General features: G+C 70.4%; 26 protein-coding genes. 15 read left to right on the forward strand and 11 right to left on the reverse strand.

Annotated features, from left to right (window positions below):
- Positions 1-31: 31 nt before the first annotated feature.
- The 6 genes from SYV04_RS15320 to SYV04_RS15345 form a co-directional block, all read right to left on the reverse strand.
- Complete coding sequence (locus tag SYV04_RS15320; protein WP_321546494.1) at positions 32-658, reverse strand: hypothetical protein; 627 nt, start codon at positions 656-658, stop codon at positions 32-34.
- Between the two features lie 7 nt (positions 659-665).
- Positions 666-1,586: an oxygen-dependent coproporphyrinogen oxidase gene (gene hemF, locus SYV04_RS15325; RefSeq protein WP_321546495.1), complete on the reverse strand. Its 921-nt coding sequence runs from the start codon at positions 1,584-1,586 to the stop codon at positions 666-668.
- Positions 1,583-2,335: a hypothetical protein gene (locus SYV04_RS15330; RefSeq protein WP_321546496.1), complete on the reverse strand. Its 753-nt coding sequence runs from the start codon at positions 2,333-2,335 to the stop codon at positions 1,583-1,585. Before SYV04_RS15330 ends, hemF begins: the two co-directional genes overlap by 4 nt.
- A 102-nt stretch (positions 2,336-2,437) precedes the next feature.
- Complete coding sequence (locus SYV04_RS15335; RefSeq protein WP_321546497.1) at positions 2,438-3,559, reverse strand: pentapeptide repeat-containing protein; 1,122 nt, start codon at positions 3,557-3,559, stop codon at positions 2,438-2,440.
- A complete protein-coding gene (locus tag SYV04_RS15340) occupies positions 3,556-4,098 on the reverse strand; it encodes a DUF2378 family protein (protein ID WP_321546498.1) in 543 nt (180 codons plus the stop codon). Before SYV04_RS15340 ends, SYV04_RS15335 begins: the two co-directional genes overlap by 4 nt.
- Positions 4,099-4,108: 10 nt before the next feature.
- Positions 4,109-4,396: a DUF3467 domain-containing protein gene (locus SYV04_RS15345; protein WP_321546499.1), complete on the reverse strand. Its 288-nt coding sequence runs from the start codon at positions 4,394-4,396 to the stop codon at positions 4,109-4,111.
- Positions 4,397-4,468: 72 nt separating this feature from the next.
- Here SYV04_RS15345 and SYV04_RS15350 point away from each other — a divergent pair, with 72 nt between their 5' ends.
- From SYV04_RS15350 to SYV04_RS15365, 4 genes are read left to right on the forward strand one after another with little or no spacing between them, the layout of a single operon-like run.
- Entirely contained in the window at positions 4,469-5,263 is a 795-nt protein-coding gene (locus tag SYV04_RS15350) for an alpha/beta hydrolase (protein WP_321546500.1), read from the forward strand.
- A 60-nt stretch (positions 5,264-5,323) separates the two neighbouring features.
- Positions 5,324-6,028, forward strand: coding sequence for an ABC transporter ATP-binding protein (locus SYV04_RS15355; RefSeq protein WP_321546501.1), 705 nt, complete (start codon positions 5,324-5,326; stop codon positions 6,026-6,028).
- Entirely contained in the window at positions 6,025-8,562 is a 2,538-nt protein-coding gene (locus tag SYV04_RS15360) for an ABC transporter permease (protein WP_321546502.1), read from the forward strand. Before SYV04_RS15355 ends, SYV04_RS15360 begins: the two co-directional genes overlap by 4 nt.
- 3 nt (positions 8,563-8,565) lie before the next feature.
- Complete coding sequence (locus SYV04_RS15365) at positions 8,566-9,744, forward strand: lipocalin-like domain-containing protein (protein WP_321546503.1); 1,179 nt, start codon at positions 8,566-8,568, stop codon at positions 9,742-9,744.
- A 4-nt stretch (positions 9,745-9,748) separates the two neighbouring features.
- Here SYV04_RS15365 and SYV04_RS15370 read toward each other — a convergent pair whose 3' ends face one another.
- A complete protein-coding gene (locus SYV04_RS15370; protein ID WP_321546504.1) occupies positions 9,749-10,099 on the reverse strand; it encodes a hypothetical protein in 351 nt (116 codons plus the stop codon).
- A gap of 209 nt (positions 10,100-10,308) precedes the next feature.
- On the opposite strand from SYV04_RS15370, the gene SYV04_RS15375 reads away from it, so the two are divergent.
- Complete coding sequence (locus tag SYV04_RS15375) at positions 10,309-10,536, forward strand: hypothetical protein (protein ID WP_321546505.1); 228 nt, start codon at positions 10,309-10,311, stop codon at positions 10,534-10,536.
- A gap of 14 nt (positions 10,537-10,550) precedes the next feature.
- Here SYV04_RS15375 and SYV04_RS15380 read toward each other — a convergent pair whose 3' ends face one another.
- Entirely contained in the window at positions 10,551-11,081 is a 531-nt protein-coding gene (locus SYV04_RS15380) for an FHA domain-containing protein (protein WP_321546506.1), read from the reverse strand.
- A 92-nt stretch (positions 11,082-11,173) separates the two neighbouring features.
- Between SYV04_RS15380 and glpK the strand changes: the two genes are divergently transcribed.
- The 9 genes from glpK (at position 11,174) to SYV04_RS15425 (ending at position 20,977) form a co-directional block, all read left to right on the forward strand.
- Complete coding sequence (gene glpK, locus SYV04_RS15385; RefSeq protein WP_321546507.1) at positions 11,174-12,658, forward strand: glycerol kinase GlpK; 1,485 nt, start codon at positions 11,174-11,176, stop codon at positions 12,656-12,658.
- 1 nt (position 12,659) lies between these two features.
- Positions 12,660-13,976, forward strand: a complete 1,317-nt coding sequence (locus SYV04_RS15390) for a hypothetical protein (RefSeq protein ID WP_321546508.1) — start codon at positions 12,660-12,662, stop codon at positions 13,974-13,976.
- 107 nt (positions 13,977-14,083) lie between these two features.
- Complete coding sequence (locus SYV04_RS15395) at positions 14,084-15,409, forward strand: hypothetical protein (protein ID WP_321546509.1); 1,326 nt, start codon at positions 14,084-14,086, stop codon at positions 15,407-15,409.
- Between the two features lie 15 nt (positions 15,410-15,424).
- Positions 15,425-16,735, forward strand: coding sequence for a hypothetical protein (locus SYV04_RS15400; protein ID WP_321546510.1), 1,311 nt, complete (start codon positions 15,425-15,427; stop codon positions 16,733-16,735).
- Between the two features lie 55 nt (positions 16,736-16,790).
- Positions 16,791-17,099: a 4a-hydroxytetrahydrobiopterin dehydratase gene (locus SYV04_RS15405; RefSeq protein WP_321546511.1), complete on the forward strand. Its 309-nt coding sequence runs from the start codon at positions 16,791-16,793 to the stop codon at positions 17,097-17,099.
- A 24-nt stretch (positions 17,100-17,123) separates the two neighbouring features.
- Positions 17,124-18,359: a hypothetical protein gene (locus SYV04_RS15410; protein ID WP_321546512.1), complete on the forward strand. Its 1,236-nt coding sequence runs from the start codon at positions 17,124-17,126 to the stop codon at positions 18,357-18,359.
- A gap of 7 nt (positions 18,360-18,366) precedes the next feature.
- Complete coding sequence (locus SYV04_RS15415) at positions 18,367-19,239, forward strand: DMT family transporter (protein WP_321546513.1); 873 nt, start codon at positions 18,367-18,369, stop codon at positions 19,237-19,239.
- 194 nt (positions 19,240-19,433) lie between these two features.
- A complete protein-coding gene (locus SYV04_RS15420) occupies positions 19,434-20,069 on the forward strand; it encodes a hypothetical protein (RefSeq protein WP_321546514.1) in 636 nt (211 codons plus the stop codon).
- A 50-nt stretch (positions 20,070-20,119) separates the two neighbouring features.
- Positions 20,120-20,977 carry a type VI immunity family protein gene (locus tag SYV04_RS15425; protein ID WP_321546515.1) on the forward strand — a complete coding sequence of 286 codons (858 nt, stop codon included), beginning with the start codon at positions 20,120-20,122 and terminating at the stop codon, positions 20,975-20,977.
- A gap of 9 nt (positions 20,978-20,986) precedes the next feature.
- Here the strand turns inward: SYV04_RS15425 and dapE are convergent, their stop codons facing one another.
- On the reverse strand, positions 20,987-22,063 hold the full coding sequence (gene dapE / locus SYV04_RS15430) for a succinyl-diaminopimelate desuccinylase (protein ID WP_321546516.1): 1,077 nt from the start codon (positions 22,061-22,063) through the stop codon (positions 20,987-20,989).
- 189 nt (positions 22,064-22,252) lie between these two features.
- On the opposite strand from dapE, the gene SYV04_RS15435 reads away from it, so the two are divergent.
- Positions 22,253-23,341 carry a cytochrome P450 gene (locus SYV04_RS15435; RefSeq protein WP_321546517.1) on the forward strand — a complete coding sequence of 363 codons (1,089 nt, stop codon included), beginning with the start codon at positions 22,253-22,255 and terminating at the stop codon, positions 23,339-23,341.
- Positions 23,342-23,356: 15 nt separating this feature from the next.
- On the opposite strand, the gene SYV04_RS15440 is transcribed toward SYV04_RS15435, so the two are convergent.
- Both SYV04_RS15440 and SYV04_RS15445 read right to left on the reverse strand, forming a co-directional pair.
- Entirely contained in the window at positions 23,357-25,114 is a 1,758-nt protein-coding gene (locus SYV04_RS15440) for an N-acyl-D-amino-acid deacylase family protein (protein WP_321546518.1), read from the reverse strand.
- The gene (locus SYV04_RS15445; protein WP_321546519.1) at positions 25,095-25,970 is read right to left on the reverse strand and encodes a bile acid:sodium symporter family protein; all 876 of its coding nucleotides are present in this window, start codon (positions 25,968-25,970) and stop codon (positions 25,095-25,097) included. Before SYV04_RS15445 ends, SYV04_RS15440 begins: the two co-directional genes overlap by 20 nt.
- Positions 25,971-26,019: the final 49 nt, after the last annotated feature.

The raw sequence follows: 26,019 nt of genomic DNA on the forward strand, positions 1-26,019 counted from the left end.
GGGGGCCGGGCGAGTTGCGAGGGGGGCACCCTTATTCGTCCTCCCGCTCCACCTGGATCGGAGAGGTCATGCCATTGGCGTCCAGCGTCACGCTGTAGACGGAATTCTGCCCATCCCCGTCGCGGTCCCCACGCGCGTAGCAGATCACCTCGGGCTCCCCCACCGGATCCTCCCGCACCTCCACCTGGTACTGGAGGCGCACCGCCGTGCCCGGCGCGAAGCCCAGCTTCTCGAAGGCCTCGTCATGCGGAAAGGGCACCGCCTGGCCTCCCCGGGGCACTTCACGGGGCGTGGGGCCCGCGACGAGGAAGACGCCGTTCTCGGCGCGGTACATCTGCACCGCGTCGCACAGGGCGATGACGTTGACGCGCGCCTCGTCCCCGAGCGCCACGTTCTGGGCGGCATCCACACGAAAGGCGCTGTCCGAGGCCGGGGGAACCTGCCGCACCCGCCACCAGAAGACGAGCGCGCCACCGGCCATCACGAGCAGGGGCAGCCCCACCAGCACCGCGAGGACGAGGGCCACCACCTTCCCCGTGCTCAAGCGCGGTGCCGGCGTCACCAGTTCCTGGCCGCACGAGCAGGGGAAGCGCTCGCCCCGCTTGCGGCCCGTGAGTTCGTGCGTGGCACCGCAGCGTGGGCAGATCAGCGAGCGCATAGGACCCCTACCCTCCCTGCCCGCCTTCGGCCCAGTCGCGCGGCTGGCGCAGCACCTCCACCAACCGTGCTTCCCAGGAGCCCGGCTCCGGGTGGTGGTCGTAGCGCCAGCGCGCCTGGGGCGGCAGCGACATGAGGATCGACTCGGTGCGCCCGCGCGTCTCCAGCCCGAACGTGGTGCCCCGGTCGTACACGAGGTTGAACTCCACGTAGCGCCCGCGGCGAACCTCCTGCCAGAAGCGCTGCTCGGGCGTGTACGGCGTGTCCTTGCGCCGCTCCAGGATGGGCAGGTACGCGGGCAGGAACGCGCGCCCCGCGTCCATCACGAACGCCAGCTCGCGCTCCAGCTCCCCGCCCACATCCTCGAAGAAGATGCCGCCCACGCCCCGCGTCTCCTCGCGGTGGCGCAGGTAGAAGTACTTGTCACACGTGGCCTTGAAGCGCGGGTAGTACGCCGGGTCGTGCTTGTCGCACGCGGCCTTCAGCGTGCGGTGGAAGTGCGCCGCGTCCTCCTCATAGAGGTAATACGGCGTCAGGTCCGCCCCGCCGCCAAACCACGCCTTGCCACCCTGGTGGATGAAGCGGAAGTTGGCATGCACCGTGGGCGCGTGGGGGTTTCGCGGGTGGAGCACCAGCGACAGCCCGCCGGCCCAGAAGTTGCGCCCCTGGCCCTGGAGCCGCTTGGCGAAGGCCTCCTCCAGCTCGCCGAACACCACCGAGGTGCTCACCCCGGCCTTCTCCAGCACCGCGCCCTCTTCCAGCACCCGCGTGCGCCCGCCGCCACCGCCCGGCCGCTGCCACGGGTCCTCCCGGAAGCGCGCCTGGCCGTCCAGCTTCTCCAGCGCGCCGCAAATCTCATCCTGGAGCTGCTGGATGAAGTCCGCCATCCGCCGTTTCAGTCCCTCCACCTGCTCCAGATCCACCGTCATTCTCCTGCATAGGGCGCCGCGGGCGCCTCGAAGTCCAGGGGAGGCACCGCCGGGGCCAGGTTCCCCGCCGCGTCGAAGACCTCCACGCGCGCCCGGTAGCTCTTGCCGTCCTCGAAGGCGAAGGCCCCGCTGCACGGCTCGTGGCCCAGCAGGGCCGAGCCATTCACCACCGGCAGCACATAGTGCTGCGCCGGCGCCCCCGAACGCTTCCGCGCCAGCGTCACCACCATGTACATGGGGCTCTCCTCCCGCGCGGCCAGGGTCAACCTCACGTAACGGGTAATGCCCTCGGGCGTCTTCCGGAAGAGGCCCTCGGAGACAGAGGGACGCTTGCTCCAGGACGGCGCCGTCTTGTCGGCTCCCTTGCCCGAGCGCCACTCAGGCAGCGCCGCGCCCACCCCGTTGAGCAGCACCACCCCCGGCAGCGCGTCATCCAAGCGCAGCGTGTAGAGCTTGTCGGGCAGCAGCGGCTCGTCGAGCTTGAGGACGACGGTGACGCGTCCCAGCTCGCTCGTCCACCCACGCTGGGCCTTGGCGCGTACTTCGTGGCCATTGGTCTGCAGGCGCATCACCTTGCCCGGCAGATCCGCCACCGCCCCGCGCGCCGTGCCGATGCCTTCCAGCAGCAGGCGGGTGTTGGTGGGGACGGTGGCACCGGGACGGGGAAACACCTGCACTCCGTCCCCCAGGCAGCGCGCCGAGGCGGCCCGGGCCAGAAACAGCACGCAGAGGAGCAGGAATCGGTACACGGGACCCCCAAGTCTGCGCCGGGCCGCGCCCCGAGGCCAGCCCCATGACGTCAAGAAGACGTGAAATGGACGGGCGGCGAACCAACGCCCACTTATGGCGCTTCACTCCAATAACAGGGGCCACGCCGCTTGCAGGCGCGGCTCCACGTGCTGGCGCAGGCCCCGCAGCCACCGGTGGCAGTTGTTCCGAGGACCCCGCAGGAGCTCCGGGGTTAGCGAGGGCAGGGGCCATGGCGCGCCGGTCAGCATCTCCAGCGCCCAGGCCAGGCTGATCAACGCCGGAGGCGGCAGCGCGCCGGAGAGCCGCAGGGTGGCGTTGCGCTCGAAGTCCGGATCCACCAGCAGCGCGGCCACCACGAGCTGGGGATGAACCTGGCTGTTTCCGTCGATGCGCCTCCAGAGCGCCGGCAGGGTGTGCTCGTTCGCCCCGCCCAGCACCAGGGCCGTGGCCGCCACGAGGTGGCACTGCCAGTAACCCTCCCGCAGCAGCGCGATGAGTTCCCGGGCCGGCTCGGGGCTCGCCTCCAGCCCCGCCTCCACGTGCAGCAGCGCCCAGTTCCTCCGCTCCAACGTGCGCAGCTCGTGCAGCGGCAGCTCCAGGGCATCGCGGAACGTCGGGAACCCCTGCCGCTCGCCGAGCTCGGCCAGCCCGGAGACATAGGTGCGCGGCCGGCCTCGGCGGACGCAGGCCACGCACGCGTCCTCCAGGTCGCAGAAGCGCAGGTCCGCCTCCTCGAGGTTCGCCAGGCGCAGGTCCGCGCGCTTCAAAGTCGCCGCGTTCAGGTGCGCACCCCGCAGCCACGCCCGGCGAAAGGAGCCCCCGGTCAGGTTCGCGGCCGTGAGCACCGCGCCCTCTAGCGAGGCATCGTCCCACCGGGTCTCCAGCGCGACGCAGGCCCGCAGGCTCGCGCCATCCAGGGCCGTCCAGCGGAGCGAGGCCCCCGAGAGCGTCGCCAGCTCCAGGCTCGCGCCCGACAGGTCCGCTTCATCCAGGGTGGCGCCCTCGAGCCGCGCCTGGACCAACTCCGCTCCCGGGAGCTGATACCCGCTCAGGTCGATGCCCCGAAGGTCCCCCAGGTTGTCTCCCAGCTCGGCGCTGCCCGGGAAGCCCCGGAGCACCTCGCGCCATGCCCCCTTCAGTCCCAAGGTCAGGAGCCGCTCGCGCCGCCGCTGGCCGTCCGGTGTCATCCAGCGAGAGACGCGCTCGCCGGGAGCCAGGCTCACCAGCGCATCTCCAGATCGAACCCCTGGGGCTCGCGCAGCGTCACCGCCACCGTGGGCGACACGCCCGTCTTGCGCAGGCCCTCCTCGAACAGGCCCGCCATGAAGTCCGGCTTGGCGTCCGGATCGTTCCGGTAGGACACCCGGTAGCCCTTGTCCCCGAGCTTCTCCACCCGCACCTCGTACTCGAAGGTGTCCAGCTTGCTCAGGCTGGGGATGCGCATCACGAATCGGTCCGGCCCCAAGAGCGGCAGGCTCACGTCCACCACCTTGCCCACCAACGTCCGGGAGAACCCGAACGCCAGCTGCCGCCCCATCTGCCGGTACGCGTCCTCCCGCCCCAGGTGGGGGAAGCGCTGCTTCCATGCCACCTCGAGCGCCTCGTTCCACACTTCAATGGGGTAGCTGGGCTGGAGGCGCCGCACGTCCACACCCACGGTGCGCAGCGCGTCGGCGAATCCACCCTCGGCGCCCAACGCCCGCACGAAGAGTCCCTCGAAGAACGAGCCCTGCGTGACGCGGCCGGACAAAGGTGCGGTCATGGGCGGGGCCTCAGTGCCTGCGGTCATCCTCTCGCAGGAGAATGGTGCCATGCTTCGCCTCGTAGCGGGCGAGGTTCTCCTGCATGGCCAGCAGCAGCTTCTTCATGTGCTGCGGGCTGGTGATGATGCGCGAATGCACCTTGGCCCGGTTCTGCTGGGGGAAGACGTAGAGGAAGTCCAGGGTGAACTCGGTGTCGGTGTGGTCCACCATCGCCATGTTCGCGTACTGGCCCAGGGCCACCTCTTCGTCGAGTTGTATCTGAAAGGGGGGACTCGGCGGCTTGGGAGTGTCCGACATAATGCAGTGGGAATATCGCTCTGGCGTTATCGTGACTAGCGTTCCTTGGTGAGCACGCACGCGGCGGCCTGGATGGATCCCTGGAAGACAGCCCCTTTCGAGCTGGGACACGGCGATGATGCCTGTTTGCTGCTGCACGGTTTCACCGGCAGCCCGTGGGACATCCGCCCCCTGGGGGAGGCCCTGGCCGCGCGCGGGCTGCATGTGAAGGCTCCCCGGCTGCCGGGCCATGGCACCACCCCCGAGGCGCTGCTGGAGGTGAGCCACCGCCATTGGCAGGAGTCCGCGCAGGAGGCGCTGTACTCGCTGCGGGGCTACCGGAACGTGTTCGTCGCGGGCCTGTCCATGGGCGCGCTGCTGGGCCTGCACCTCGCGGCACGGCAGCCCGAGTTGGTGCGCGGGTTGGTGCTCATCGCCCCGGCGGCGCGCTTCAAGGGGCCGACGATGGCGCTGCTCAAGCGCCTGCGGCACACCGGGCTCCTGGAGCGGGTGAAGCCCTGGGTCCACAAGACGGGCACGGACCTGAGCGATCCGGTGGCGCTGGCCGAGGCCCCCATCCTCTCCGCCTTCCCCAGCGCGCGCCTCAATGACTTGTGGACGCTGCAGGCACAGGCGGTCGAGAACGCGCCCCTGGTGCGCTGCCCCACCCTCGTAGTGGTCGCCGAGCAGGACCATGTGGTGGATCCGGAGGGGGGGCGCTGGCTGGCCTCCCAGCTCACGCAGTCCCCGGACGTCCGGGTGCTGTCGCTCCACGAGGGCTACCACATCATCCCCCGGGACAAGGGCGGGCCGCGCATGGCCGCCGAGGTGGGGGACTTCCTGGAGCCCTTGCGCGAGTGGGGCATCGAGGCGCGGGCCGTCCACTGACGCCAGACGCAACAAGGAGCCTCGTCGGTCATCCGTGGATGTGCCAGCGTCTGGCGCCTCATGTCCTCCTCTCCGTCGCCGCCCCTCGTCGAACTGCACGACGTCACCAAGGCCTACACCGAGGGAGATGCCGTGCGCGAGGTGCTCACCGGCGCCACCCTCACCCTGCGCCGGGGCGAGTTCGTGGTGCTGCTGGGCCGCAGTGGCTCCGGCAAGTCCACCCTTCTCAACCTCATCAGCGGGATTGATCTGCCCACGCGCGGCTCGGTGCGGGTGGAGGGCCGCGAGCTCGACAAGCTGAGCGAGCGCGAGCGCACGCTGCTGCGCCGTGAGCGCGTGGGCTTCGTCTTCCAGGCCTTCAACCTGCTGCCCACGCTGACGGTGGAGGAGAACGTGCGGCTGCCCCTGGAGCTCACGGGGAAGAGCGGCGCGGCGGCGGACGCACGGGTGCGGGAGCTGCTCGGCAAGGTGGGGCTGGGCAGCCGCGAGCAGAGCTTCCCGGACCGCCTCTCCGGGGGCGAGCAGCAGCGTGTGGCGGTGGCTCGGGCCCTGGCGCACGCGCCGCCCCTGCTGCTGGCGGACGAGCCGACGGGCAACCTCGATGAACAGACAGGACGGCAGGTGCTGGAGCTGCTGGAGGGGCTCATCCGCCGCGACAACGCCTGTGCCTTCGTGGTGTCGCATGATCCGGGGCTCGCGGCGCGCGCGGACCGGGCCTTCGTGCTGGAGGCGGGCCGGCTCATCGAGCGGCAGGTGCGGACATGAGCCGCCGCCTGCTGGTGCGCGCCAGCCTGCGCCACCTGGGCGGCCACCCGTGGCTCACCGCGCTGTCGCTGCTGGGCATCGCCCTGGGCGTGGCGGTGGTGGTGTCCATCGACCTGGCGAGCGGCAGCGCCCTTCGGGCCTTCGAGCGGTCCACCGAGACGGTGACGGGCCGGGCCACGCACCAGCTCGTGGGGGGGCCCCAGGGCCTGCCCGACTCCTTATATAGGGACTTGCGGCTGCGCCCCGGCGCGCCGGTGTCCGCCCCCGTGGTGGAAGGCCACGTGCGCGCCACTCGGGGAGACCGCAGGCCCCTCACCGTGCTCGGCGTGGATCCGTTCGCCGAGGCTCCCTTCCGCCCCTATGCGCAGGGCGGGGCCTCGGGACAGGCGTCAGCGCTGCTCACCGAGCCCGGCACGGTCATTCTTCCCTCCGCCACGGCGCGCCTGCTCGGCGTCAAGGTCGGGGACTTCTTCGAGGTGCGGGTCGGAGGCCTGACGCGGCGGCTCCGGGTGGTGTCCCTCATCACGCCTCCGGACGAGCGCACCGCCCGGGCGATGGAGGGGCTGCTGCTCACGGACATCTCCACCGCCCAGGAGGTGCTGGGCCGGCCCGGACGGCTGTCGCGCATCGACCTGAAGCTTGATGACGAGGCGGCGCTGGCCCGGCTCCAGGAGGGGCTCCCGGTGGGTGTGCAGGTGGTGCGCTCCGCCACCCGGGGTGGAACTGTGGATCAGATGACGCGGGCCTTCCGCACCAACCTCACCGCGCTGTCGATGCTGGCGCTCGTGGTGGGGATGTTCCTCATCTACAACACGATGACCTTCTCGGTGGTGCAGCGGCGCGGGCTGCTGGGACGGCTGCGCGCGCTCGGTGTCACCCGGGGCGAGCTGTTCGCGCTGGTGCTGGGCGAGGCCGCGCTGCTGGGAGCGGTGGGCACGGCCGCGGGCCTGCTGCTCGGCGTGCTGCTGGGGCGCGGGCTCGTCGGGCTCGTCACGCAGACGCTCAATGACCTGTACTTCGTCGTCAGCGTGCGGCGCCTGTCCCTGGAGCCGCTAACCCTCGCCAAGGGCGTGCTGCTCGGCCTGGGGGCCACGCTGAGCGCCGCGCTCGTGCCCGCGTGGGAGGCCGCGCGCTCGGCCCCCGTCACCACCATGCGCCGCTCCACGCTGGAGGATGTGTCCCGGAGCCGGGCGCCGAAGCTCGCGCTCTTGGGATTGCTCGTGCTGGGGCTCGGCGTGGGGTTGCTGCTACTGCCCACGCGCGCGCTGCCGCCGGCTTATGGCGGACTCTTTGGCGTGCTGCTCGGCACCGCGCTGCTGGTGCCCTGGACGACGGAGCGGCTGTCGCTGCTGGCGGCAAAGCCGTTGGGCGCGGCGTTCGGGCTGCTCGGGCGCATGGCCGCGCGCGGGGTGCGAGCCAGCCTCAGCCGCACGGCCGTGGCCCTCGCGGCGCTGATGGTCGCCGTGGCCACCACCGTGGGCGTGGGCCTCATGGTCGCCAGCTTCCGCGGCACCGTGGCGACGTGGCTGGAGTCCTCGCTGTTGGCGGATGTCTTCGTCTCTCCGCCCTCGCTCCTCGCCCGGCGGGGGGACTCCACCTTCGTCCCGGGCCTCGTCGAGCGCCTCAGCGCCACCCCGGGCGTGGCCTCCTTCTCCACCGTCCACGTGGTGAAGGTGAGCGTGGACGAGGTCCCCACGGACCTGATCGCCGTGGCCTTCCCTCCGAATGGCCCGCGCCCATACCGCTTCAAGGAGGGAACGCCCGACACCGTATGGCGGGAGATGGAGGCGCCCGACGCCCTCCTCGTCTCCGAGCCCTTCAGCTTCCACCGGAACGTCCGCCGGGGAGACACGGTGCGCCTGGCCACGGACCACGGCCCGCGCGACTTCCGCGTGGTGGGGGTGTACTTCGACTATGGCTCGGACGTCGGCACGGTGCTCCTGCCTCGGGAGACGTACAACCAGCACTTCGAGGACCGGGCCGTGAGCGGACTGGCCCTCTATGCCGCGCCCGGGCAGGACGTGGATGCGCTGGTGGCCCGGGTGCTCGAGCGCGCGGGAGATACCCAGACCCTGAACGTCCGCCCCAACCGCGCGCTGCGCGAGGGCTCGCTGGAGGTGTTCGACCGCACCTTCACCATCACCCAGGTGCTGCGGCTGCTCGCCATCGGCGTGGCCTTCATCGGGGTGCTCAGCGCGCTGATGGCCTTGCAGTTGGAGCGCGCGCGGGAGTTCGCCGTGCTGCGCGCCACGGGGCTGACGCCCGGCCAGCTCTGGGGCCTCGTCTCGCTCCAGACAGGACTGCTGGGGCTGCTGGCGGGCCTCTTCGCCGTGCCCCTGGGCGTGGGGCTCGCCGCCATCCTCGTCTACGTCATCAACCAGCGCTCCTTCGGGTGGACGATGCAGCTCGCGCTCACGCCTGGAATCCTGGTGCAGGCGCTGGCGCTGTCCCTGGTCGCCGCCGCGCTCGCGGGCCTGTACCCGGCGTGGCGCATGGCGCGCGCGAACCCCGCCAACGCGCTGCGGGAGGAGTGACGGATGCGGAGCGGCAAGGGGCTCGTGCTCGGAGTGGCGCTGGTGGTGGCGGGGCTCGCCGTGGGCGCCTTCCTCGTCACGCGCGAGGTGGCACCTCCTCCGGAGGCGACGCTCTCGGTGTCGGCGGCGATGCGAGATTCGGAGGCAAACAGCCAGGGCTTCGCGCGGGCCCTGGAGCCTCGCGAGTTCCGCTTCCCCGAGGACCATGGGCCGCACCCGGAGTTCCGCACCGAGTGGTGGTACTGGACGGGCAACCTGGAGACGGCGGACGGGCACGCCTTCGGCTACCAGTTCACGGTGTTCCGCAGCGCGCTGGCGCCCCGTGCGGCCCAGCGGGATTCCGAGTGGGGCTCGAACCAGCTCTACATGGTCCACTTCGCGCTGTCGGACATCGGCGGTGGGCGCTTCCACGCCTTCGAGCGCTTCAGCCGGGAGGCGCTGGGGCTCGCGGGAGCGCAGGCACAGCCCTTCCGGGTCTGGCTGGAGCGCTGGGAGGCCTCCGCCGTGGGCGAGGGCCTGTTCCCCATGCGGCTCACCGCCGAGGCGGAGGGCGTCACGCTGTCGCTCACCCTGGAGGAGGGCAAGCCGCTCGTACACCAGGGGAACCGAGGCCTGAGCCAGAAGGGCCCCCAGCCGGGAGACGCCTCCTATTACTACTCGTTCACGCGGATGCCCTCGCGCGGGACGGTGACGGTGGAGGGGCGCACGCACGAGGTGACGGGCCTGAGCTGGATGGACCGCGAGTGGAGCACCAGCGCGCTGGGCGAGGGCCAGGTGGGCTGGGACTGGTTCGCGTTCCAGCTCTCGGATGGGAGCGAGCTCATGTACGGCCAGCTGCGCCGCACGGATGGCTCCGTGGATCCGTTCAGCGTGGGGACGTTCGTCCCGCCTCAGGGTGCGCCGGTGCGCGTGCCACGGGACGAGGTGCGCCTGGAGGTGCTGGACACGTGGCACAGCCCGCGCGGAGGCACCGAGTATCCGGCGCGCTGGCGGCTCTCCGTGCCCGCGCGGCAGCTCTCCCTGGACATCACCCCGGCCCAGGCGGACCAGGAGCTGCCGTTGAGCATCCGGTACTGGGAGGGCGCCGTGCGTCTTCAGGGCACGAGCGCCGGTCAGCCCGTGACCGGGCGTGGCTACGTGGAGCTCACCGGCTACGGGGACACCCCCGGGCAGGTTCGCTGAAGGCTCACCGGACCGAGACGAGCTGGGCGCCACACCACTGGCACACCTCGTTGGTGACGCCCTCCTTGTCATCGACGACCGAGGAGCACTGGGTGCAGCGCAGCTTGCCGATGACGCGTCCGGAGCCCGCCTGCTCGGGCTGGAGGTGCAGCAGCTCGCGCACCTCCTTCTCCTGGAGCAGCGCCTTGCCCGCGTCCCCGGTGTCGCCGACGAACTGCACCAGCTTCTCGATGACCTTGCGCTGCAGGCGCACCTGCCCAGAGAGCTCCGCGAGGTCGCGCTGCGCGTCGCGGAGGGCGCTCTGGAGGCCCTCCACGTTCATCCGGGTGCGAGCATCACGGTCGTCATTGAACATTCACGCCTCACGGAGCCGGGGGTAGTCCCCATCATCCTACAAGAAGAGCCACCGGTACCCCGCCTGCTCCCTGAACGAACAGGCACTCGGGGAGGCGCAAGGCCCCGGGAAGGGCTGTCCCGCCCCGGTCCGCGCTTCACCTTGAAGGACAGTCCCCCGCGAGACTCCTCGCGGACCCGGGCGCTTTCACCCTTCACAGGAGCGACATCATGTCCATTCTCGGCAATCTCCTCGGCATGTCTCGGCGTCGCAGCTATGGCGGCAACATGTGGAGTCGCAGCGGCTACGGGAGAGGCCGCGGCAGCTTCTACGGTGGTGGCTTCAGCCGGAGCCGAGCGCCTGGCATCTTCGGAGGCTCGCTCGGCCGCATGGCGATGGGAGGCGTCGCCGCCATGCTCACCCGCAGCTTCCTCAGCCGGCGCCATCGCTACGACTAGCGCCCGGCCTTCCCCTACAACGGGTCCTGGATGAGCCGCAGGTGCGCGTGCAACGTCTCGGTGCGCAGGTAGAGGAACTGCGCATCGCCAAAGGACAGCGCATCTCCGTCGTTGAGCTGCACCTCCTGCTGCGCGCCCAGGAGCACCGCGTTGACATAGGTGCCGTTCATCGAGCCCATGTCGCGCACCGAGCAGGCCCCGTCCGGCTCGCTCCAGCGCAGCCTCGCGTGGAGCTTGGACACGGACGGGTCCTTCACCACCAGCAGGCAGGTGTCCATCCGCCCCACGGTGAACTCCTCCCCGTTGGTGCGGGGGTGGAGCAGGTGGACCTCCAGGTGCTGGAACCCTTGAAGCATCGTCAGCAGCCGCTCCACCAGCCGGGAGCGGTGCGCCATCACCACCGTGCGCGCGTGTCCCAGTTGGCGGGCGACCTGCTGGAAGACGGGCTCGGGCGGCTGTTGGATGAGCGCCACCGGCCCCGAGGCAGCACGGAAGGCTTCGAGGGGGGCATCGGCGAACGGGCGGAGCTGCTGCACTGACGGCATACCGAGACCCAGGTTACCCCGCTTGAAGCCCTCTGCCCACCCCCATGGGTCGGGTAAGGTCTCCCCATCCGGCGACCGCCGGGGAGGGACATATGGCAAAGGCGAAGCACGTCCTGGCACTCGACCAGGGCACCACCGGCACGCACGTCACCATCCTCGATGCCAGACTCCAGGTGGCGGGCCGCGCCTACCGCGAGTTCACCCAGCACTTCCCCAAGCCCTCCTGGGTGGAGCACGACCTGGAGGAGATCTGGGCCTCCAGCGAGTACTGCATCGCCCGGGCGCTCAAGGACGCGGGGCTCAAGGGCACCGACATCGCCGCGGTGGGCATCACCAACCAGCGCGAGACGACGGGCCTGTGGATGCGCGGCACGGGCAAGCCCCTGGGCCGCGCCATCGTCTGGCAGGACCGGCGCACCGCCGACATCTGCCAGCAGCTCAAGGCCAAGGGCCTGGAGAACCGCGTGCGCGAGGTGACGGGGCTGGTGCTGGACCCGTACTTCTCCGGCACCAAGCTCACGTGGATGTTCGAGCACCTCAAGGGCGCCCGCGCCCGCGCGGAGAAGGGGGATGTGTGCTTCGGCACCATCGACACCTGGCTCGTCTACAAGCTCACCGGCGGCCAGGCCCACGTCACCGACGTGTCCAACGCCAGCCGCACGCTGCTGATGGACCTGCGCACCCTGCTCTGGGACGACGAGCTGCGCTCGCTGCTGGGCGTGCCGGCCGCGTGCCTGCCGCAGATTCGCGGCTCGGCGGAGGTGTATGGCACTACGCGGGGGCTCAAGAGCCTGCCGGATGGCATCCCCGTCTCGGGCATGGCGGGAGACCAGCAGGCCGCCCTCTTCGGGCAGGCGTGCTTCGAGCCTGGCGAGTCCAAGTGTACCTACGGCACCGGCGCCTTCCTGCTGATGAACACGGGCGAAAGCCCGGTGCGCTCCACGGCGGGGCTGCTCACCACCGTGGCGTGGCGCCTGGGCGAGAAGACCACCTACGCGCTGGAGGGCAGCTCCTTCATCGCCGGCGCCGCCGTGCAGTGGCTCCGTGACGGGCTCAAGGTCATCAAGCGTGCCCCGGACATCGAGGCCCTGGCCGAGAGCGTGAAGGACTCCGGGGACGTCGTCTTCGTCCCCGCGCTGGCGGGCCTGGGCGCGCCGCACTGGCGGCCGGAGGCCCGGGGCCTGTTCGCGGGCATCGACCGCTCCACCACGGTGGCGCACCTGGCGCGCGCGGTGCTGGAGGGCATCGCCCTTCAAATCCACGACCTGGCGGATGCGATGCGCCACGACAGCGGCCGGCCCATCCCCGCCTTCAAGGTGGACGGAGGCGCGGCGGCCAACAACCTGCTCATGCAGTACCAGGCCGATGTGCTGAACACCCCCGTGGTGCGCCCGCGCAACCTGGAGACGACGAGCCTGGGCGCGGCCTTCCTCGGCGGCCTGGGCGCCGGAGTCTGGAGCAGCCCGGAGGCCATCCGCGGCGCGTGGAAGGCCGAGCGCACCTTCAAGCCGAAGATGAAGCCCCCGGTGCGCGAGCGGCACCTGGCCAAGTGGAAGCGCGCGGTGGAGCGCGCGTGAGATGAGGCCCGCCCGCGCCCTCCTCTTCCTCGTCGCGCTGCTCGGGCTCCCGGGGTGTTCCGAGGAGTGCCTGGACTGCGACGTGGAGTGTGTCGCTCCGCAGCCCACGGTCCTCTTGAACATGCCGGGGATCCTGATGGCCGGCCAGCCCGCGACGCTGTCCCTGCCGCCCGCCCACCTCGGTGGGTGTGGGAGCGGGAGCCAGGCCTCCTCGGCCACCTCCGAGGTCTACGGCCCGGACGGGGCGCTGGTCCCCAGCGAGCTCACGTTCAGCGGGCCGACCGCGAGCACGCGGCTCCGCTTCACCCCGCCGCAGCCCGGCCCCTACCACCTCCTCATCGCCTTCGCCCCGGTGGGGGGCCTCCAGCAGTTCGATCTCCACGCGGCCGCCGACCGCTCCGCCGAGGCCACCCGCCTCACGCTGCCGTCGACGTGTACCAGCCTCGAGCGCACCCGCCTCGGCACCTGGGCGTGTGGCAGCACCCTCATCCGGGATGGCATGGTCGTGGCGCAGTTCGAGGGCGCCCGACTGGCCGTCGCGGACGACGTGGTGTGGGTGGTGACCGAGACACTGGCCCGGCGCTTCCACGAGACGCCCACGGAGTTCTGGCAGAGCCACTCCGTGGGCTACACCTCTCGCTCCACCGAGTTCCTGCTGGCGACGCCCGACGAGCTGCTGCTCCTGCACGGTTCGGAGCTCATGCAGATCGTCGCCCGGAGCGGGCTGCGCTCTCCCTCGACCGTGGTGCCCTTACCCGCCGCCACGGTCGGCCCCCGCGCCTCTCGCGGAGTCCTGCTGCGCGACGGAGAGCACGTGGCCCTCGTCAGCCGCGCCGAAACGGCCACGGGCACGGACCTCCAGGTGTGCCCGATCCTGCTCGCCCCCAGTGGCCCCGCGCGCCTCCCGACGCAGTGCCAGCTGATCTCCGGCCACGTGGTCGGCTTCGAGCCCTCGGTGTTGTGGACCGCCGATCCGCCCACGCGACTCTCGGGCGGAGGCATCCACCGGTGGACGTGGACGGCGGGCCGGCTCCAGGAGCAGAGCGCGCTGGCCCTGGGCTCGCAGATCCGCCTCGTCGAGACAACGCTCCTGCGCCCCACGGCCGTCCCCGTGGTCAGCTCCGTGCCCTCTGACACCCCGCCCGCGCCCTTCCCCGCCGTGGTGACCTGGTCCGCCGAGCGCCAGCGCCTCTCGCTGGAGCACCTGGACTCCACGCTCCTCGAGCTCTCCGCCTCCCCCTCCTTCTATTGGGGCCGGGGAGCGCCGCCTGCCTCGGGTTCCCAGACGCAGCTGCTCCTCCGACCGTCCAGTCCTTGAGCGTTCCGGGCGCTCGGGGCTTCCCCAGCGGCCCAAGAGGCGCTGAAATCCCGGCACCAACCGCCGCGCCTCACCGGGCCGGATGCGCGGCGGCGGAGTTCCCTCACATGACACCCCTTCGCTTCTGTCTCCTGCCCGTGGCCCTGCTCGGGCTCTCCGGGTGCCCCAGCAACAACTCCTGCTTCATCGGGCTCCCTCCCACGGTGACGAACCAGCCGGGACTGGTCCTGGTCGATGAGCCGGCGCACCTGCGCCTGCCTCCGGCCCTCCAGCCCACTTGCGAGGGGGAGCTGGACGATGGACCCACGCGCCTCTCGGTCGAGGTCTCCGATCCGAACAACCAGCCCGTGGAGAGCCAGGCCTCCCTGGGGCGGCCAGCCACGGGGCTGGCCAGCATCCAGTTCACGCCCCTGGAGCCCGGCCGCCACCACCTCTTCGTCGCCTTCGAGCCGGTGGGCGGCATCCACCAGTTCGAAGTCTACGCCGTCAGGAATCGCTCCACCGAGGCCCCCGCCCACACGCTGTCCAAGCAGTGCAACTCCCTGGAGCGCACCGACCGCGGCGCCTGGGTATGTGACACCGACATCATCCGCGACGGCGTCGTGGAGCAGCGCATGGCCAACTCCCGGCTGCTCGTCGCCGGAGACGTGGTGTGGCGGGTGGATTTCGCGCAGATCCAGCGCTACGTGGACACGGGCACGGAGCTGCGGCTCACCGCCAGCCTGCAGCACACCCTGGGCTCGGCCGAGTTCCTCCTGGGCACCGCCAACGAGCTGGTGTTGCTGTACTTCAATGCCTTGCAGCGCGTCACCTTCGATGGGACGGCGCTGGTCTCCACGGGCTCCACCTCCTTGACTCCGAGCCCGGGCCCCGTCACCTCCCCGGGCCCCCGGGGCGCGCTGCTGCGCAGGGGGGACTGGCTGGGCCTGCTCACCCGGGCCTCCACGGACCCCACCACCGGCGTCCCCCTCAACCTGGTGTGCCCGTACCAGCTCATCGCCGGGCACTTCGTGCGCAACGTCGACCCCTGTGAGACGTTCACCACGACCCTGGTGGGCCTCGAAACCGGGGGCGTGTGGACGGCGGATCCGCGGACCTTCTCGGACACCGAGTTCACCAACCTGCGCTACCTGGAGTGGACGGAGACGGGGCTCGTGGAGCAGGCCTTTCTCCCGCTGGGCTCCAACCTCGCCCTGAACGCGCCGCCGCTCTCCAACCGCCTGTCGGCCGTGCCCAGCCTCCTGTCCAGGAACTCCGCCTTTGGAACCCCCTCCCTCACCGCCGTGCCCGTCTACTCCCCCGAGCGGCACGCCATCTTCCTGGAGTACCTGGGTGAGGAGTTCGAGGAGCCCTTCGCCAGCCCGCGCCTGATCTGGGAGCTCAACGGCACCGGCACGGTGCTGGACATTCGTATCCGGCCGACCACTCCGTGAGTCGAGGAGCCCTCCATGCGCCAACCCCCCTCTCTCCTCCCAGCGCTCCTGTTCCTGCTCGGACTGTGCGCCTGCTCGGAGGAGCCGTGTGTCCCCAACGACTCCACCGGCAGGCCCCCCTTCGGGCTGCTGGTGACGGGCGAACGGGTGGACATCTCCCTCTACCCCTTCGACAACGGCGGGTGCGTTCCCGAGGGTGTCGTCCCCACGCGCTTCACGGCCGAGGTCTCGGGACCGGATGGGCAGCCGGTTCCCAACGAGGCCTTGCTGGGCTCGTCCTCCGGCGTCCCCGCCACGTTGCGGCTCACCCCGGAGACTCCGGGGCGCCACCACATGCTCGTCGCGTTCGAGCCGGTGGGAGGCCTCCAGCAGTTCGACCTCCAGGTCGCGAAGGATCGCACCCGCGAGTCCACGCTGGAGCGCGTGCCCGACGCCTGCCGCACGCTGGAGCGCACGGCCCGTGGCGCATGGCTCTGCGACACCCGGGTCTTCCGAGAGGGAATCACGAAGCAGACGCTGCCCGACGGAAGGCAGGCGGTCTCAGGAGACGTGGTGTGGGTGGTGAACGAACAGGAGACGCGGCGCTATGTGGACCGCGGCGACCAGCTCGAGCTCACGGCCGTGCAGCCTCACTTCGAGGGCCCGCCCAAGGCCCTGCTGGCCACCGACGAAGAGCTGGTGGTGCTGCATAACCAGAGACTCCAGCGCCTGCGCTTCGATGGCACGACGCTGGTGCTCACGGCGTCCACGGACTGGGGAGGCGCGGATCCCAGCTCGGGCGCCACGGCGTCCCTCGGCCTGCTGCTGCGCACCGGGGACCGGCTGGCCGTGATTGGCTACAGGCCCGCGCTTGGAAATCGCCTGAGCCTGTGCGCCTACCAGTTGGAGGCCGACCGCATCGCCCTCACGCAGGAGCCCTGCCAGATACTCTCCGGCTCCTTGATGGGGTTCGAGGGCTCCGTCCTGTGGATGGGAGAGCCCTCTCCGACGACGTCCCTCTTGCTGAGCCTGCACCGCCTGGAGTGGACCGGAAGCCAGTTGGAGCCCCGGGGCTCACTCTTCCTGGACGAGACCCTGCCCCTCATTGTCCAGCGGATGGACAGGACCTCGACCGTCCCCGTCCTGGGGATGGGCTTCCCGCTGCGGGGAATCCCCGCCCGTACCGGGGTGCCGGTGTACTCGCCGGAGCGGGGCGAGGTGTACCTCGAGCACCTGGACGCGGAGAGCATCGAGCCCCAGGCTTCGACGAACCTCTTCTGGAGCAGTGCGCCGAATGGGAGCACGGAGCCGGGCACCCGCATCCGGCTTCGGCCGTCCACCCCATGACGGGTTCGCGCGTTGGGGGCCCCTTCCCGCCCGTCCAGAGGTAAGAAGGGCCCCTATGGCCTACGACCGCACGCTGCTCACCACCGAGGCGCTCCAGACGTTCCTCTCCGAGCACTCCGAATGGAAGCACGAGGGAGGGATGCTCCGCCGCACCTACGAGTTCCCCGCCTTCCTGGAGGGCATCGCCTTCGTGGAGCGCGTGGCGCGAGCGGCGGAGGCGGCCGACCACCACCCGGACATCGACATCCGCTGGCGCAAGGTGACGCTGGCGCTCGTCACGCATGACGCCGGAGGGCTGACGTGGCGGGACACGAAGCTGGCGGCCGAGGCGGACGGGCTCTTCGGCTCGGGAGCGGGCAAGTAACGGGCGCCAGAGGACGTCTCCCCTATGAGAACCCTGGTCCTGCTGACCTTCGCCGCCACGCTCGCCGTGGCCCCGCGCGTCCGAGCGCAAGAGGAGCCCGCGCCGGAACCCCGGCAGGAGCGGCTCTACGTGAGCTCGGGCGTGCTGCAAGGCTCCACGCGAATGGTGGCCATGGGCGGCTCCTTCACGGGCATCGCCGAGGGCACGGCGGGCTTCGCCAGCAACCTGTCGGCGCTGGCGCACCGGGCGCCGGACCTGGACCGGGACTGGGACGTGGGCGTCACCTTCTCCTGGTTGGACCTGCCGCTCTCCAGCCGGCGGGGGCAGGACCTGGACAATGACGGCCTGCCGGACGAGGCGCCGGGCAGCTCGCAGGTGCTCTTCGGGTTGCTGCTCCAGTACAAGCACTATGGCCTGGGGACGTTCCTGCGCAGCCGCACGGTGAGCTACTGCGCCACGGAGGCGTGCCGCGAGGAGGACCACATCTCGGTGGGCGTCACCCAGTCGGCGCTGGCGGGGGCGATGGCCTTCGGGCAGGACGAGTTCATCGTCTCGCTGGGCATCTACTCGGCGCAGGCGACGCTGAAGTACCAGGGGGAGGAGTGGCGCTACGGCGGCACGGGCCTGTCGTTGGACCTGCTGTTCCGGCCGCAGATGCGGCCCTACCGCGTCGGCATCGCGGTGCGGCCGCAGGTGGTGGGCGGCTGGCAGCGCAAGGACGGCCAGGAGCCCGTGCTGGCGGGGCGGCCCATCTACTCGGGCGTGGTGTCACCCGCGCTGCTGTCGATGGGGGTGAGCTACCGCTTCGGAGAGGGCGCCGAGCGCTACAACCGCCTCTCTCCGGCGGCGCGCCGGCAACTGCTGGCCGACGGGGCGCCGAACGTGCCGGCGGAGGGGACTCCGGACGCGCCGGTGGGGACGTTCCTCGTCTCGGGACAGGTGGACTTCATCTCCAGCGTGGAGAACGCGGTGGCGCTGCGCTCGGCGACGACGTTCAACGAACCGGAGGCGGTGGGACGCACGGTGCTCATCCAGCCGCACCTGGGCGCCGAGCACGACACATGGCCGGGCCGCATCCGGACGCGGCTGGGCGTCTTCGTGGAGCCCTCATCCTTCGAGGGGCAGGTGCCCCGGCCGCACCTGACGGGCGGCTTCGAGGTGTTCCTCTTCCGCTACTGGGAGGACTGGGCCATCAGCACCTCGTTCGATGTGGCGCGGCGCTACGCCAACGTGGGCGTGTCGATCGGCTTCTGGAGGTAGCGCCGGGATGCGGACGGCCCTGCTGACAGTGCTGGCGCTGGGAGGGTTCGCGGCCAACTCGCTGCTGTGCCGTGCGGCGCTGGCGGGAGGCGGGCGGCTCATCGACGCGGCGAGCTTCACCTCGGTGCGGCTGCTGTCGGGGGCGCTAGTGCTGGGCGTGCTGCTGCGCCTGCGCGCGGGGCGCTACCAGGGCGGCTCCTGGGGCTCGGCGCTGGCGCTGTTCACGTACGCGGCGGGCTTCTCACTGGCGTACGTGCGCATCCCGGCGGGGGTGGGCGCGCTGCTGCTCTTCGGGTGCGTGCAGACGACGATGCTGGGCACGGGGCTGGTGCGAGGCGAGCGACCCAAGCCCCTGGAGTGGGCGGGGCTGCTGCTGGCGCTCGGAGGGCTGATGGGGCTGACGGCGCCCGGGGCCACGGCGCCGGACTTCACGGGCGCGGCGCTGATGGCGGGGGCGGGGGTGGCGTGGGGCGTCTACTCGCTGCGCGGGCGCGGGAGCACCCATCCGCTGGCGGCCACGGCGCACAACTTCCTGCTCAGCGTGCCGATGGCGTTGGTGCTGTCGGGGGTGAGCGCGGGGATGCAGGGAACCCCGCATATAATGATGCGGGGCGCAGTCCTGGCGGTGGCCTCGGGGGCGCTGGCCTCGGGAGTGGGCTACAGCCTGTGGTACGCGGCGCTGCCGCACCTGACGGCGACGCGCGCGGCCATCGTACAGCTCTCGGTGCCAGTGCTCGCGGCGACGGGCGGAGTGCTGCTGCTCGGAGAGCAGCTCACACCGCGACTGCTGGGCGCGGGCACGGCGCTGCTGTGCGGAGTACTGCTGGCCCTGGCCTCGCGCTGGCGCAAGCCCCCAGCGGCATCCAGGGAGCCAAGATGACGTACGGGATGGGGGCGCGAATCCCACGGTGGGTGGTGCTCCTTACCAGCGGATGGCTCGTAGCCTGTAGCGCGGGAGCCGAGAGCCGTAGAGCCCCGCGCCACTATGCACAAAGCCTGGACTCGGTAACGACCTCCTGCCGCCAGAATCCAGCGCTCTGCACCGCGACGGCGGGCGAAGACGCGGCGGTCCCGATGCCTGCAGCCGCGAGGCTCGCAGCCACTCTTGGGACAAGGGCAGCCGGCGCCCGACACGTTGTCGATGCAGCGCTCAAGGGCCGCCTCGAAGCAGCCTTGAAAGAGTGCGCCGACGACGCCCGCGCGAGTGTGCTCGTCGAGCACATGAACGGCAGGAGCCCGACGTACGAGGAATGCACCGAGACCTTGATGACCCGGCCAGACGGTCAGCCGGTCACACGGGCCATGTGGCTGGGTGAGCAGATGCATCGAGTCGCGCTGCGATGTGTGGAGGAGAAGCTGAACGCATTCATGAGCGGCCGCTTCAGCCTCGAGCCTCGCTACTGGCACAACCCGAAGACACGACAGTTGGAGTGGCTCAGCCCCGAGGAAGTGAAGGCCTTGCTACAGCAGGGACGGGGTGCGGAGTTGAGAGGCTCCATCCAGCCAGATCTTGTCATCCACCTGGGTGATCCGCTCCACGCCCAAGGCATCTATGACTTCAAGTTCGCCTGCATGCACAATGGCAAGGCGGACTGGAGGGAATACCCAGAGGGGCACCCCTATGAATTCTCCTCACAGAAAGAAGTGTACGAGGAGCTCCTGCGGGCCAGGGCGTTCCGCGTCATGCCTCATTGGGGAATCCTTCCATGAATGAGCATGGCCCGAGAGTTCGGGTTTATGCACGGAACGGTGGCCTCCTGGTGCGTGAAGGCCTGAGCTTCAACTTCTACATGCGACGCCCCCATGTGGAGCTGGCGCAAGGCGTCCTCCGCTCACTGGAGTCCTACCTGGATTCAGTAGGTCCCCAAGCCCTGGGCTGGTACGCAACGGATGAAGGGGAGTATCGGCCCCTCGATGCGGCTGGCTGGCAGCTCACTCGGGACAAAGTGCTCCGACGCCGGGGAGCCCTCATCCGTCTGCGGGATGCTTCTCTCACCGACTGCGGATATCGCTTCCTGTACCACGGCAGGCCGCTCGTCGATCTCTCCGGGGAACCGAGCCCAGACGTGGTCTGCGTCGCACGCTTCTGGCTCCCCACGGAGTTCCTGGAGGAGCATGGGGCGGCACGGGTACGTGCTCTGGCGCTGGCATTGGCCGCCCCCCTGCCCTTCTGCTCGGGTCACGCAGGCCTGTCCTTCAACGGCGACCTCGATCTTCCCGGTGTAAAGCGTGAGGTACACCAGCAGAGCCTCCGCTATCCGGGCATGGACCTGCCGGAGGAGGGCTCCATCGGGCTGAGGTTGGGGACCCGGCTCTGGGGGGTGCATTGGCTGACGTTCCTGGGCCAACCCGTGCTGGGGGCATTGGGCGGCGCGGCAGGGTTGAGAGCACGTCTCCATGAGCCTGGTACCACGGTCCAAGAACTGAGCGAGGATCGTGCAGTCGTCACCCTGGGCCCCGGACCAGAGGCTGGGGACACGGAGCAGGGACAGACGCTCCCCGCCTTCCGAGAGCTGGCACGGGTCCTAGAACCCTGGCTCTACCACGAGGAGAAGATCTTCGACCCCGACCTTCTCCCAGACGAGAAGCTTCGCTGGGAACGCCGCTTCCTCGACTGAACTCCCGCCCTACTCCGCGCCGCCCAGGAACGTCGCGAGCTTCTCGTACGCCACCGCCAGCGCGGGGATGGGAGCGCTCTCGTTGGCCTGGTGGGCCTGGGCTGTCTCTCCGGGCCCGTAGTTCACCGCGTCCACGCCCCACTCACCCAAGCGCGCCACGTCCGTCCACGCCTGCTTCGAGGCGGCCGGCAGCCCCGTCACCGCCAGCAGCCGCCGGTACAGCGCATTGTCCGCGCACACCCGCCCGCTCGGCGACAGGTCCGTGAAGGACACCTCCGCCCGTCCCGCCACCAGCGTCCGCACGTCCGCCTGTGCCTGCTCCACCGACTTGCCCGGCGCGAAGCGGTAGTTGAGGTTGAGCTCCAGCGTGTCCGGCACCACGTTGCGCGCCCGGCCGCCGTGAGCCAGCGTCGCGCTCATCACCTCGAAGAAGGGGAAGCCCGCGTGTATTACCTCCACGCGCTGGCGCTCCATGAGCTGCGTCAGCAGCGGCCCCGCCTTGTGGATGGCGTTCTCCCCTTGCCACGGCCGCGCCGAGTGCGCGCTGCGCCCGGAGAACTTCAGCGTCGCATGCAGCGTGCCCACGCACCCCACCTGCACCACCCCGTCCGTCGGCTCCATGGCGATGCCAAAGCGGATGTTCCGCAGCTCGGGACACTTCTCGAACAGCGGCCCCAGCCCGCTCTCCAAGTAGGGGCCCTCCTCCTTCTCATAGAGGATGAGCGCCAGATTCACCGGCAAGGTGTCGAGCGGCAGGTCCTCGGCCAGCGCCATCATCACCGCCAGCCCGCCCTTCATGTCCGAGGCGCCGAGCCCGAAGACACGCTCGCCGTCGATGCGCGCCGGGCCGTCAAGCGGGTGCGCGGGCACGGTGTCCAGGTGTCCCACCAGCGCCACCGTGGGCCGCGAGTCCTCCAGCTTCCCCACCACCAGCGAGTGCCCGACCCGGCACACCTCTTCCCGCCGGAAGCGCTCCCGGGCCCAGCGCTCCACATGATCCGCGAGGGGGCCTTCGTACCCGATGGGGCTGGAGATCTGACACAGCGAGAGGGTGGATTGGGCGAGCCGCGCGGCGAGGGAGGACATGGGAGGCACTCACCATAAACCCTCTGCGTGCCCTCTCCCAGCGGTAGCATGTCTCGTCATTCCCCACCGAGAACCCACTGAATGAGCACCCGCCCCAACCTGCTTTCACCCGAGATCAAAACCAATCCCTACCCAGCATATGCGCGGATGCGTCGCGAGAGCCCTATCTGCCAGGTAGACCCGGGAGGCATGTGGGCCGTCACGCGCTACGACGATGTGATGTATGTGCTGAAGAACCCTCAGCTCTTCTCCTCGCAGGGTTTCCGGATGGCCACCAACCCGCCGTGGCTCGGCGGCAATCCGTTCTCCGAGTCCATGCTCACCATGGACCCGCCCCAGCACGGCCGCCTGCGTACGCTGGTCGCTCGGGCCTTCGGAGCCTCCGCCATGGCCCGGCTGGAGCCCCGCGTGCGGGCCTTCGCCCGGCAGGCCGTGGCCGAGCTGCCCCTGGGGCAGTCGGTGGACCTCATGCCGAGCTACGCCCTGCGCATCCCCGCCTACGTCATCGGCGACCTGATGGGCATCGACCCCTCGATGCACTCGCGGCTCAAGCGGTGGGCGGACCTCATCACTGGCGGCGTCACCACCGTCAAGCCGGACGAGGAGGACCGCAAGCAACTGGCGCGCGATGCCGTGAAGGAGCTGCGGCAATCCTTCGGAGAGTTGGTGGAGCGTCGCCGAAGCGAGCCCGGCGAGGACCTGGTGAGCGACCTGGTGCGCGCCCGCGTGGAGGGCGAGGCCCTGTCGACGGACGAGATCATCGCCTTCATGAGCCTGCTGCTGGTGGGCGGCATCGAGACGGTGGTGAACTTGTTGGCCTTCTCCCTGCTGGTGCTGGTGGAGCACCCGGAGCTTCTCCCTCGGCTGCGCGCGGATCGCTCGCTCATCCCCAGCTTCCTCGAGGAGGTGTTGCGCTTCGAGCCGCCCGCCCAGTCGGGCCCGCGGGTGACCACCCAGGATGTGGAGCTCGGAGGCGTCCGCCTGCCCAAGGGCACGCCCCTGCTGGTGATGATCGGCTCGGCCTGCCATGACGACGCGTACTTCCCGGACGGAGACCGCTTCGACATGGGGCGGCCGACTCCGCAGAACCTCCCCTTTGGCCATGGCGTCCACTTCTGCCTGGGCGCGCAGCTGGCGCGCATGGAAGGGCGCCTCGCGCTGGAGGCGATGCTGGACCGGGTCGGCCGGATGGAGCGGGGCTCCGAGCCGATCATCTGGCACCGCACGCTCGTGGTGCGGGGCATGGCCACGCTGCCGCTCGTGCTGCATCCGGCATGAGCGACAGGCGCGCCCCTACTTCGAGTGCCCGAGCCGCACCAGCCGGCCGGGACGCTCGGGGGTGACGACTCCATCGCGCTGCACGGCCTGGCCAGCGACAAAGGTGGCCAGGTACCCGTCAGCGGTCTGCACGAAGCGCTTGCCTCCGACGGGCAGGTCACGCCGCAGCTCCGGCCGCCGGAGCGCGAGCCGACGCGGATCAATCAGGTTGAGGTCCGCGCGCAACCCAGGAGCGATCGTCCCACGGTCGGACAGCCCCAGGTAGCGGGCATTGCGTGAGGTCATCAGCTCGATCGAGCGCTCCAGCGGGAGCCGCTCACTCCCGCGATCCCGAGACCAGTACGTCAGCAGGAACGTCGAAAAGCTCGCGTCGCACACCGTGCCCACGTGCGCGCCCGCATCGGACAGTCCGGCGAGCACCCGAGGGTGGTCGAGCATGCGCCGCACCACATCGAGCGAGCCCGAGTTGTAGTTGAAGATCGGGAAGTAGATCAGGTTCGAGCCATCTCCCGCGCAGAGGTAGTCATAGAGCACGGCCAGCACCGGCTGCCCGCTGCGCTTCGCGAGCATCAGGAACGAGTCCGCGAGCGTCGGCTCGTAGTTCAGCCGATCGCCCAGCGGGAACATGCGCGCGCTGATCCGCTCGATGCTTCGGAGCAGGATATCCACCAGCGGAGGAATCGGCGTGCCATCCCCCGCCAACCGCTCGGGCTGCTCGGCGAGGATGCGCGCGCGCCGGGCGGGCTCGCGCAGGGCCGCGGCACGCTCCGCCACCGGCAGCGCGGCGAGCTCCTTGTAGCCCGGGAAGCCAATGAAGGGATGGAAGCTGGCATCCAGCCCGAGCAGCACGCCAATGCCGCGCGCGGCGGCCTGCAAGTACAGCGGAAGCCCCCGAGTGACCGCCGCCTCGACGCGCGTCCGCATGGCCTCGTACTGCTCGCCGCCCGGGTCACGCTGCAGCCACGTCATCGACAGCGGCCGACCCGAGGCGCCAGCCAACTGCTCGACCAGGTCGAACTCGGCTCCGAAGCGGCCCGGGTCTCGCAGCAGATCGAAGTCGCTCACGACCTGTACGACGCCGTGCGAGAGCCCCTGGAACGCCTGCGCAAGCCCGACGAGCTCCGCGGCGCTCGCCTCCGAAGCAGGTGTCTCGAGCCCCTCGGCGGTGCGGTGGTTGTCCGTCCGGCCCGTGCTGAAGCCAGCGGCTCCGGCCTCGAGCGCGGCGCGCAGCAGTCCGCGCATCGCGGCGATGTCCTCGGGAGTCGCCGCCTCCTTGGCCGCCGCGCGCTCGCCCATCACATAGATGCGCAGCGGGTCATGCGGCACCTGCGCCAGGAAGTCGAGGCTGTGCGGAATCGCCGCGAGCGCCTCCATGTAGCGAGGAAAGCTCTCCCAATCCCACCGGACGCCCTCGGCGAGCACCGCGCCGGGAATGTCCTCGACGCCCTCCATCAGGTGAATCAACCGCTGCTGGCCACCCGGGCGAACCGGCGCGAAGCCGACGCCGCAGTTGCCCATCATGACGGTCGTCACCCCGTGGTGGATGCTCGGCGAGAAGGTCTCATCCCAGCTCGCCTGGCCGTCATAGTGGGTGTGGATGTCGATGAAGCCAGGAGTCACCCAGGCGCCCGTGGCATCGACGCGCTCTCGCGCCGCTTCGGTGATGCGGCCCACCTCGACGATGCGCCCGTCGCGAATGCCGACATCGGCGGTGCGAGGCTCCGCGCCCGTGCCATCGATGACGGTGCCTCCCTCAAGCAGCAGATCGAGCATCTTTCCTCCTCCACAGGTACGCCAGACTCAAGCCGGACACGATGTGCCAGATCCCCCACAGGCTGGCGATGATCACCATGCCCAGGTCCGCATGGAACTGCACCGCGATGATGCCCAGCGCCAGCCCCGAGTTCTGCATTCCGCCTTCGAGCATCACCGCGCGACGGTCGCGCTCGGGCACGCGCATGGCCAGCGCCGTGAGCGCACCGAGCGCGAGGCCCCCCGCGTTGTGCAGCACCACCAGCACGAGCTGCGGAAGGATCCCCGCGCCCAGCAGGTGGCGTTCGCGGATCAACCCGAGCACGATGAAGGCCAGCAGGGCCAGCAGGCTGAGGTTCGCCAGCGGCTTCTGGAGCCTCGCCGTGAGGCCCGGCAGCCTGTGATTGAAGAGCAGGCCCAGCGTCATCGGCGCGGCGAGGATGAGCAGCAGGCTGAGCCAGATGCCGGAGGGATCGATCTCCAGCGCGCGCAGCCACGAGGCGGTGGCCGGGTTGTTGGCGATCATCCAGCTGAAGTGGAAGGGGGTGAGCACCAGGGCGAGCAGGCTGGCCACGGCCGAGATGCTGACCGAGAGCGCGGTGTTCCCACCCCCGTGGTGGGTGATGATGTTGCTGAGGCTCCCGCCCGGGCAGGCCGCGACGAGGATCATCGCCGCCTCGGTGCTGGGGGGCAGCTCGAGCAGCAGCGTGGCGCCCCAGGTACACACCGGCAGCAGCACGAACTGCGGAATCAACCCGCAGAGCACGCCGCGAGGCATGCGCGCGACGCGCTGGAAGTCCTCGACGCGCAGCTCCAGCGCCACCGAGAACACCATGACCGCGAGCACGAGGCTGAGCACGAGCTGCTGCGCGGTCATGAAGGGCTCCTCGAGGTGGTGCTCTAGCGGCTCACGGCCGACACCCTAG

Source organism: Hyalangium ruber (genome assembly GCF_034259325.1).
Taxonomy (GTDB): Bacteria; Myxococcota; Myxococcia; order Myxococcales; family Myxococcaceae; genus Hyalangium_A; species Hyalangium_A rubrum.

Coding starts and splice junctions, on each gene's coding strand:
- SYV04_RS15320 (WP_321546494.1), bottom strand. CDS start 658: ATGCGCTCGCTGATCTGCCCACGCTGCGGTGCCACGCACGAACTCACG.
- hemF (WP_321546495.1), bottom strand. CDS start 1,586: ATGACGGTGGATCTGGAGCAGGTGGAGGGACTGAAACGGCGGATGGCG.
- SYV04_RS15340 (WP_321546498.1), bottom strand. CDS start 4,098: ATGACCGCACCTTTGTCCGGCCGCGTCACGCAGGGCTCGTTCTTCGAG.
- SYV04_RS15345 (WP_321546499.1), bottom strand. CDS start 4,396: ATGTCGGACACTCCCAAGCCGCCGAGTCCCCCCTTTCAGATACAACTC.
- SYV04_RS15350 (WP_321546500.1), top strand. CDS start 4,469: ATGGATCCCTGGAAGACAGCCCCTTTCGAGCTGGGACACGGCGATGAT.
- SYV04_RS15355 (WP_321546501.1), top strand. CDS start 5,324: ATGTCCTCCTCTCCGTCGCCGCCCCTCGTCGAACTGCACGACGTCACC.
- SYV04_RS15360 (WP_321546502.1), top strand. CDS start 6,025: ATGAGCCGCCGCCTGCTGGTGCGCGCCAGCCTGCGCCACCTGGGCGGC.
- SYV04_RS15365 (WP_321546503.1), top strand. CDS start 8,566: ATGCGGAGCGGCAAGGGGCTCGTGCTCGGAGTGGCGCTGGTGGTGGCG.
- SYV04_RS15370 (WP_321546504.1), bottom strand. CDS start 10,099: ATGTTCAATGACGACCGTGATGCTCGCACCCGGATGAACGTGGAGGGC.
- SYV04_RS15375 (WP_321546505.1), top strand. CDS start 10,309: ATGTCCATTCTCGGCAATCTCCTCGGCATGTCTCGGCGTCGCAGCTAT.
- SYV04_RS15380 (WP_321546506.1), bottom strand. CDS start 11,081: ATGCCGTCAGTGCAGCAGCTCCGCCCGTTCGCCGATGCCCCCCTCGAA.
- glpK (WP_321546507.1), top strand. CDS start 11,174: ATGGCAAAGGCGAAGCACGTCCTGGCACTCGACCAGGGCACCACCGGC.
- SYV04_RS15390 (WP_321546508.1), top strand. CDS start 12,660: ATGAGGCCCGCCCGCGCCCTCCTCTTCCTCGTCGCGCTGCTCGGGCTC.
- SYV04_RS15395 (WP_321546509.1), top strand. CDS start 14,084: ATGACACCCCTTCGCTTCTGTCTCCTGCCCGTGGCCCTGCTCGGGCTC.
- SYV04_RS15400 (WP_321546510.1), top strand. CDS start 15,425: ATGCGCCAACCCCCCTCTCTCCTCCCAGCGCTCCTGTTCCTGCTCGGA.
- SYV04_RS15405 (WP_321546511.1), top strand. CDS start 16,791: ATGGCCTACGACCGCACGCTGCTCACCACCGAGGCGCTCCAGACGTTC.
- SYV04_RS15410 (WP_321546512.1), top strand. CDS start 17,124: ATGAGAACCCTGGTCCTGCTGACCTTCGCCGCCACGCTCGCCGTGGCC.
- SYV04_RS15415 (WP_321546513.1), top strand. CDS start 18,367: ATGCGGACGGCCCTGCTGACAGTGCTGGCGCTGGGAGGGTTCGCGGCC.
- SYV04_RS15420 (WP_321546514.1), top strand. CDS start 19,434: ATGCCTGCAGCCGCGAGGCTCGCAGCCACTCTTGGGACAAGGGCAGCC.
- dapE (WP_321546516.1), bottom strand. CDS start 22,063: ATGTCCTCCCTCGCCGCGCGGCTCGCCCAATCCACCCTCTCGCTGTGT.
- SYV04_RS15435 (WP_321546517.1), top strand. CDS start 22,253: ATGTGGGCCGTCACGCGCTACGACGATGTGATGTATGTGCTGAAGAAC.
- SYV04_RS15440 (WP_321546518.1), bottom strand. CDS start 25,114: ATGCTCGATCTGCTGCTTGAGGGAGGCACCGTCATCGATGGCACGGGC.
- SYV04_RS15445 (WP_321546519.1), bottom strand. CDS start 25,970: ATGACCGCGCAGCAGCTCGTGCTCAGCCTCGTGCTCGCGGTCATGGTG.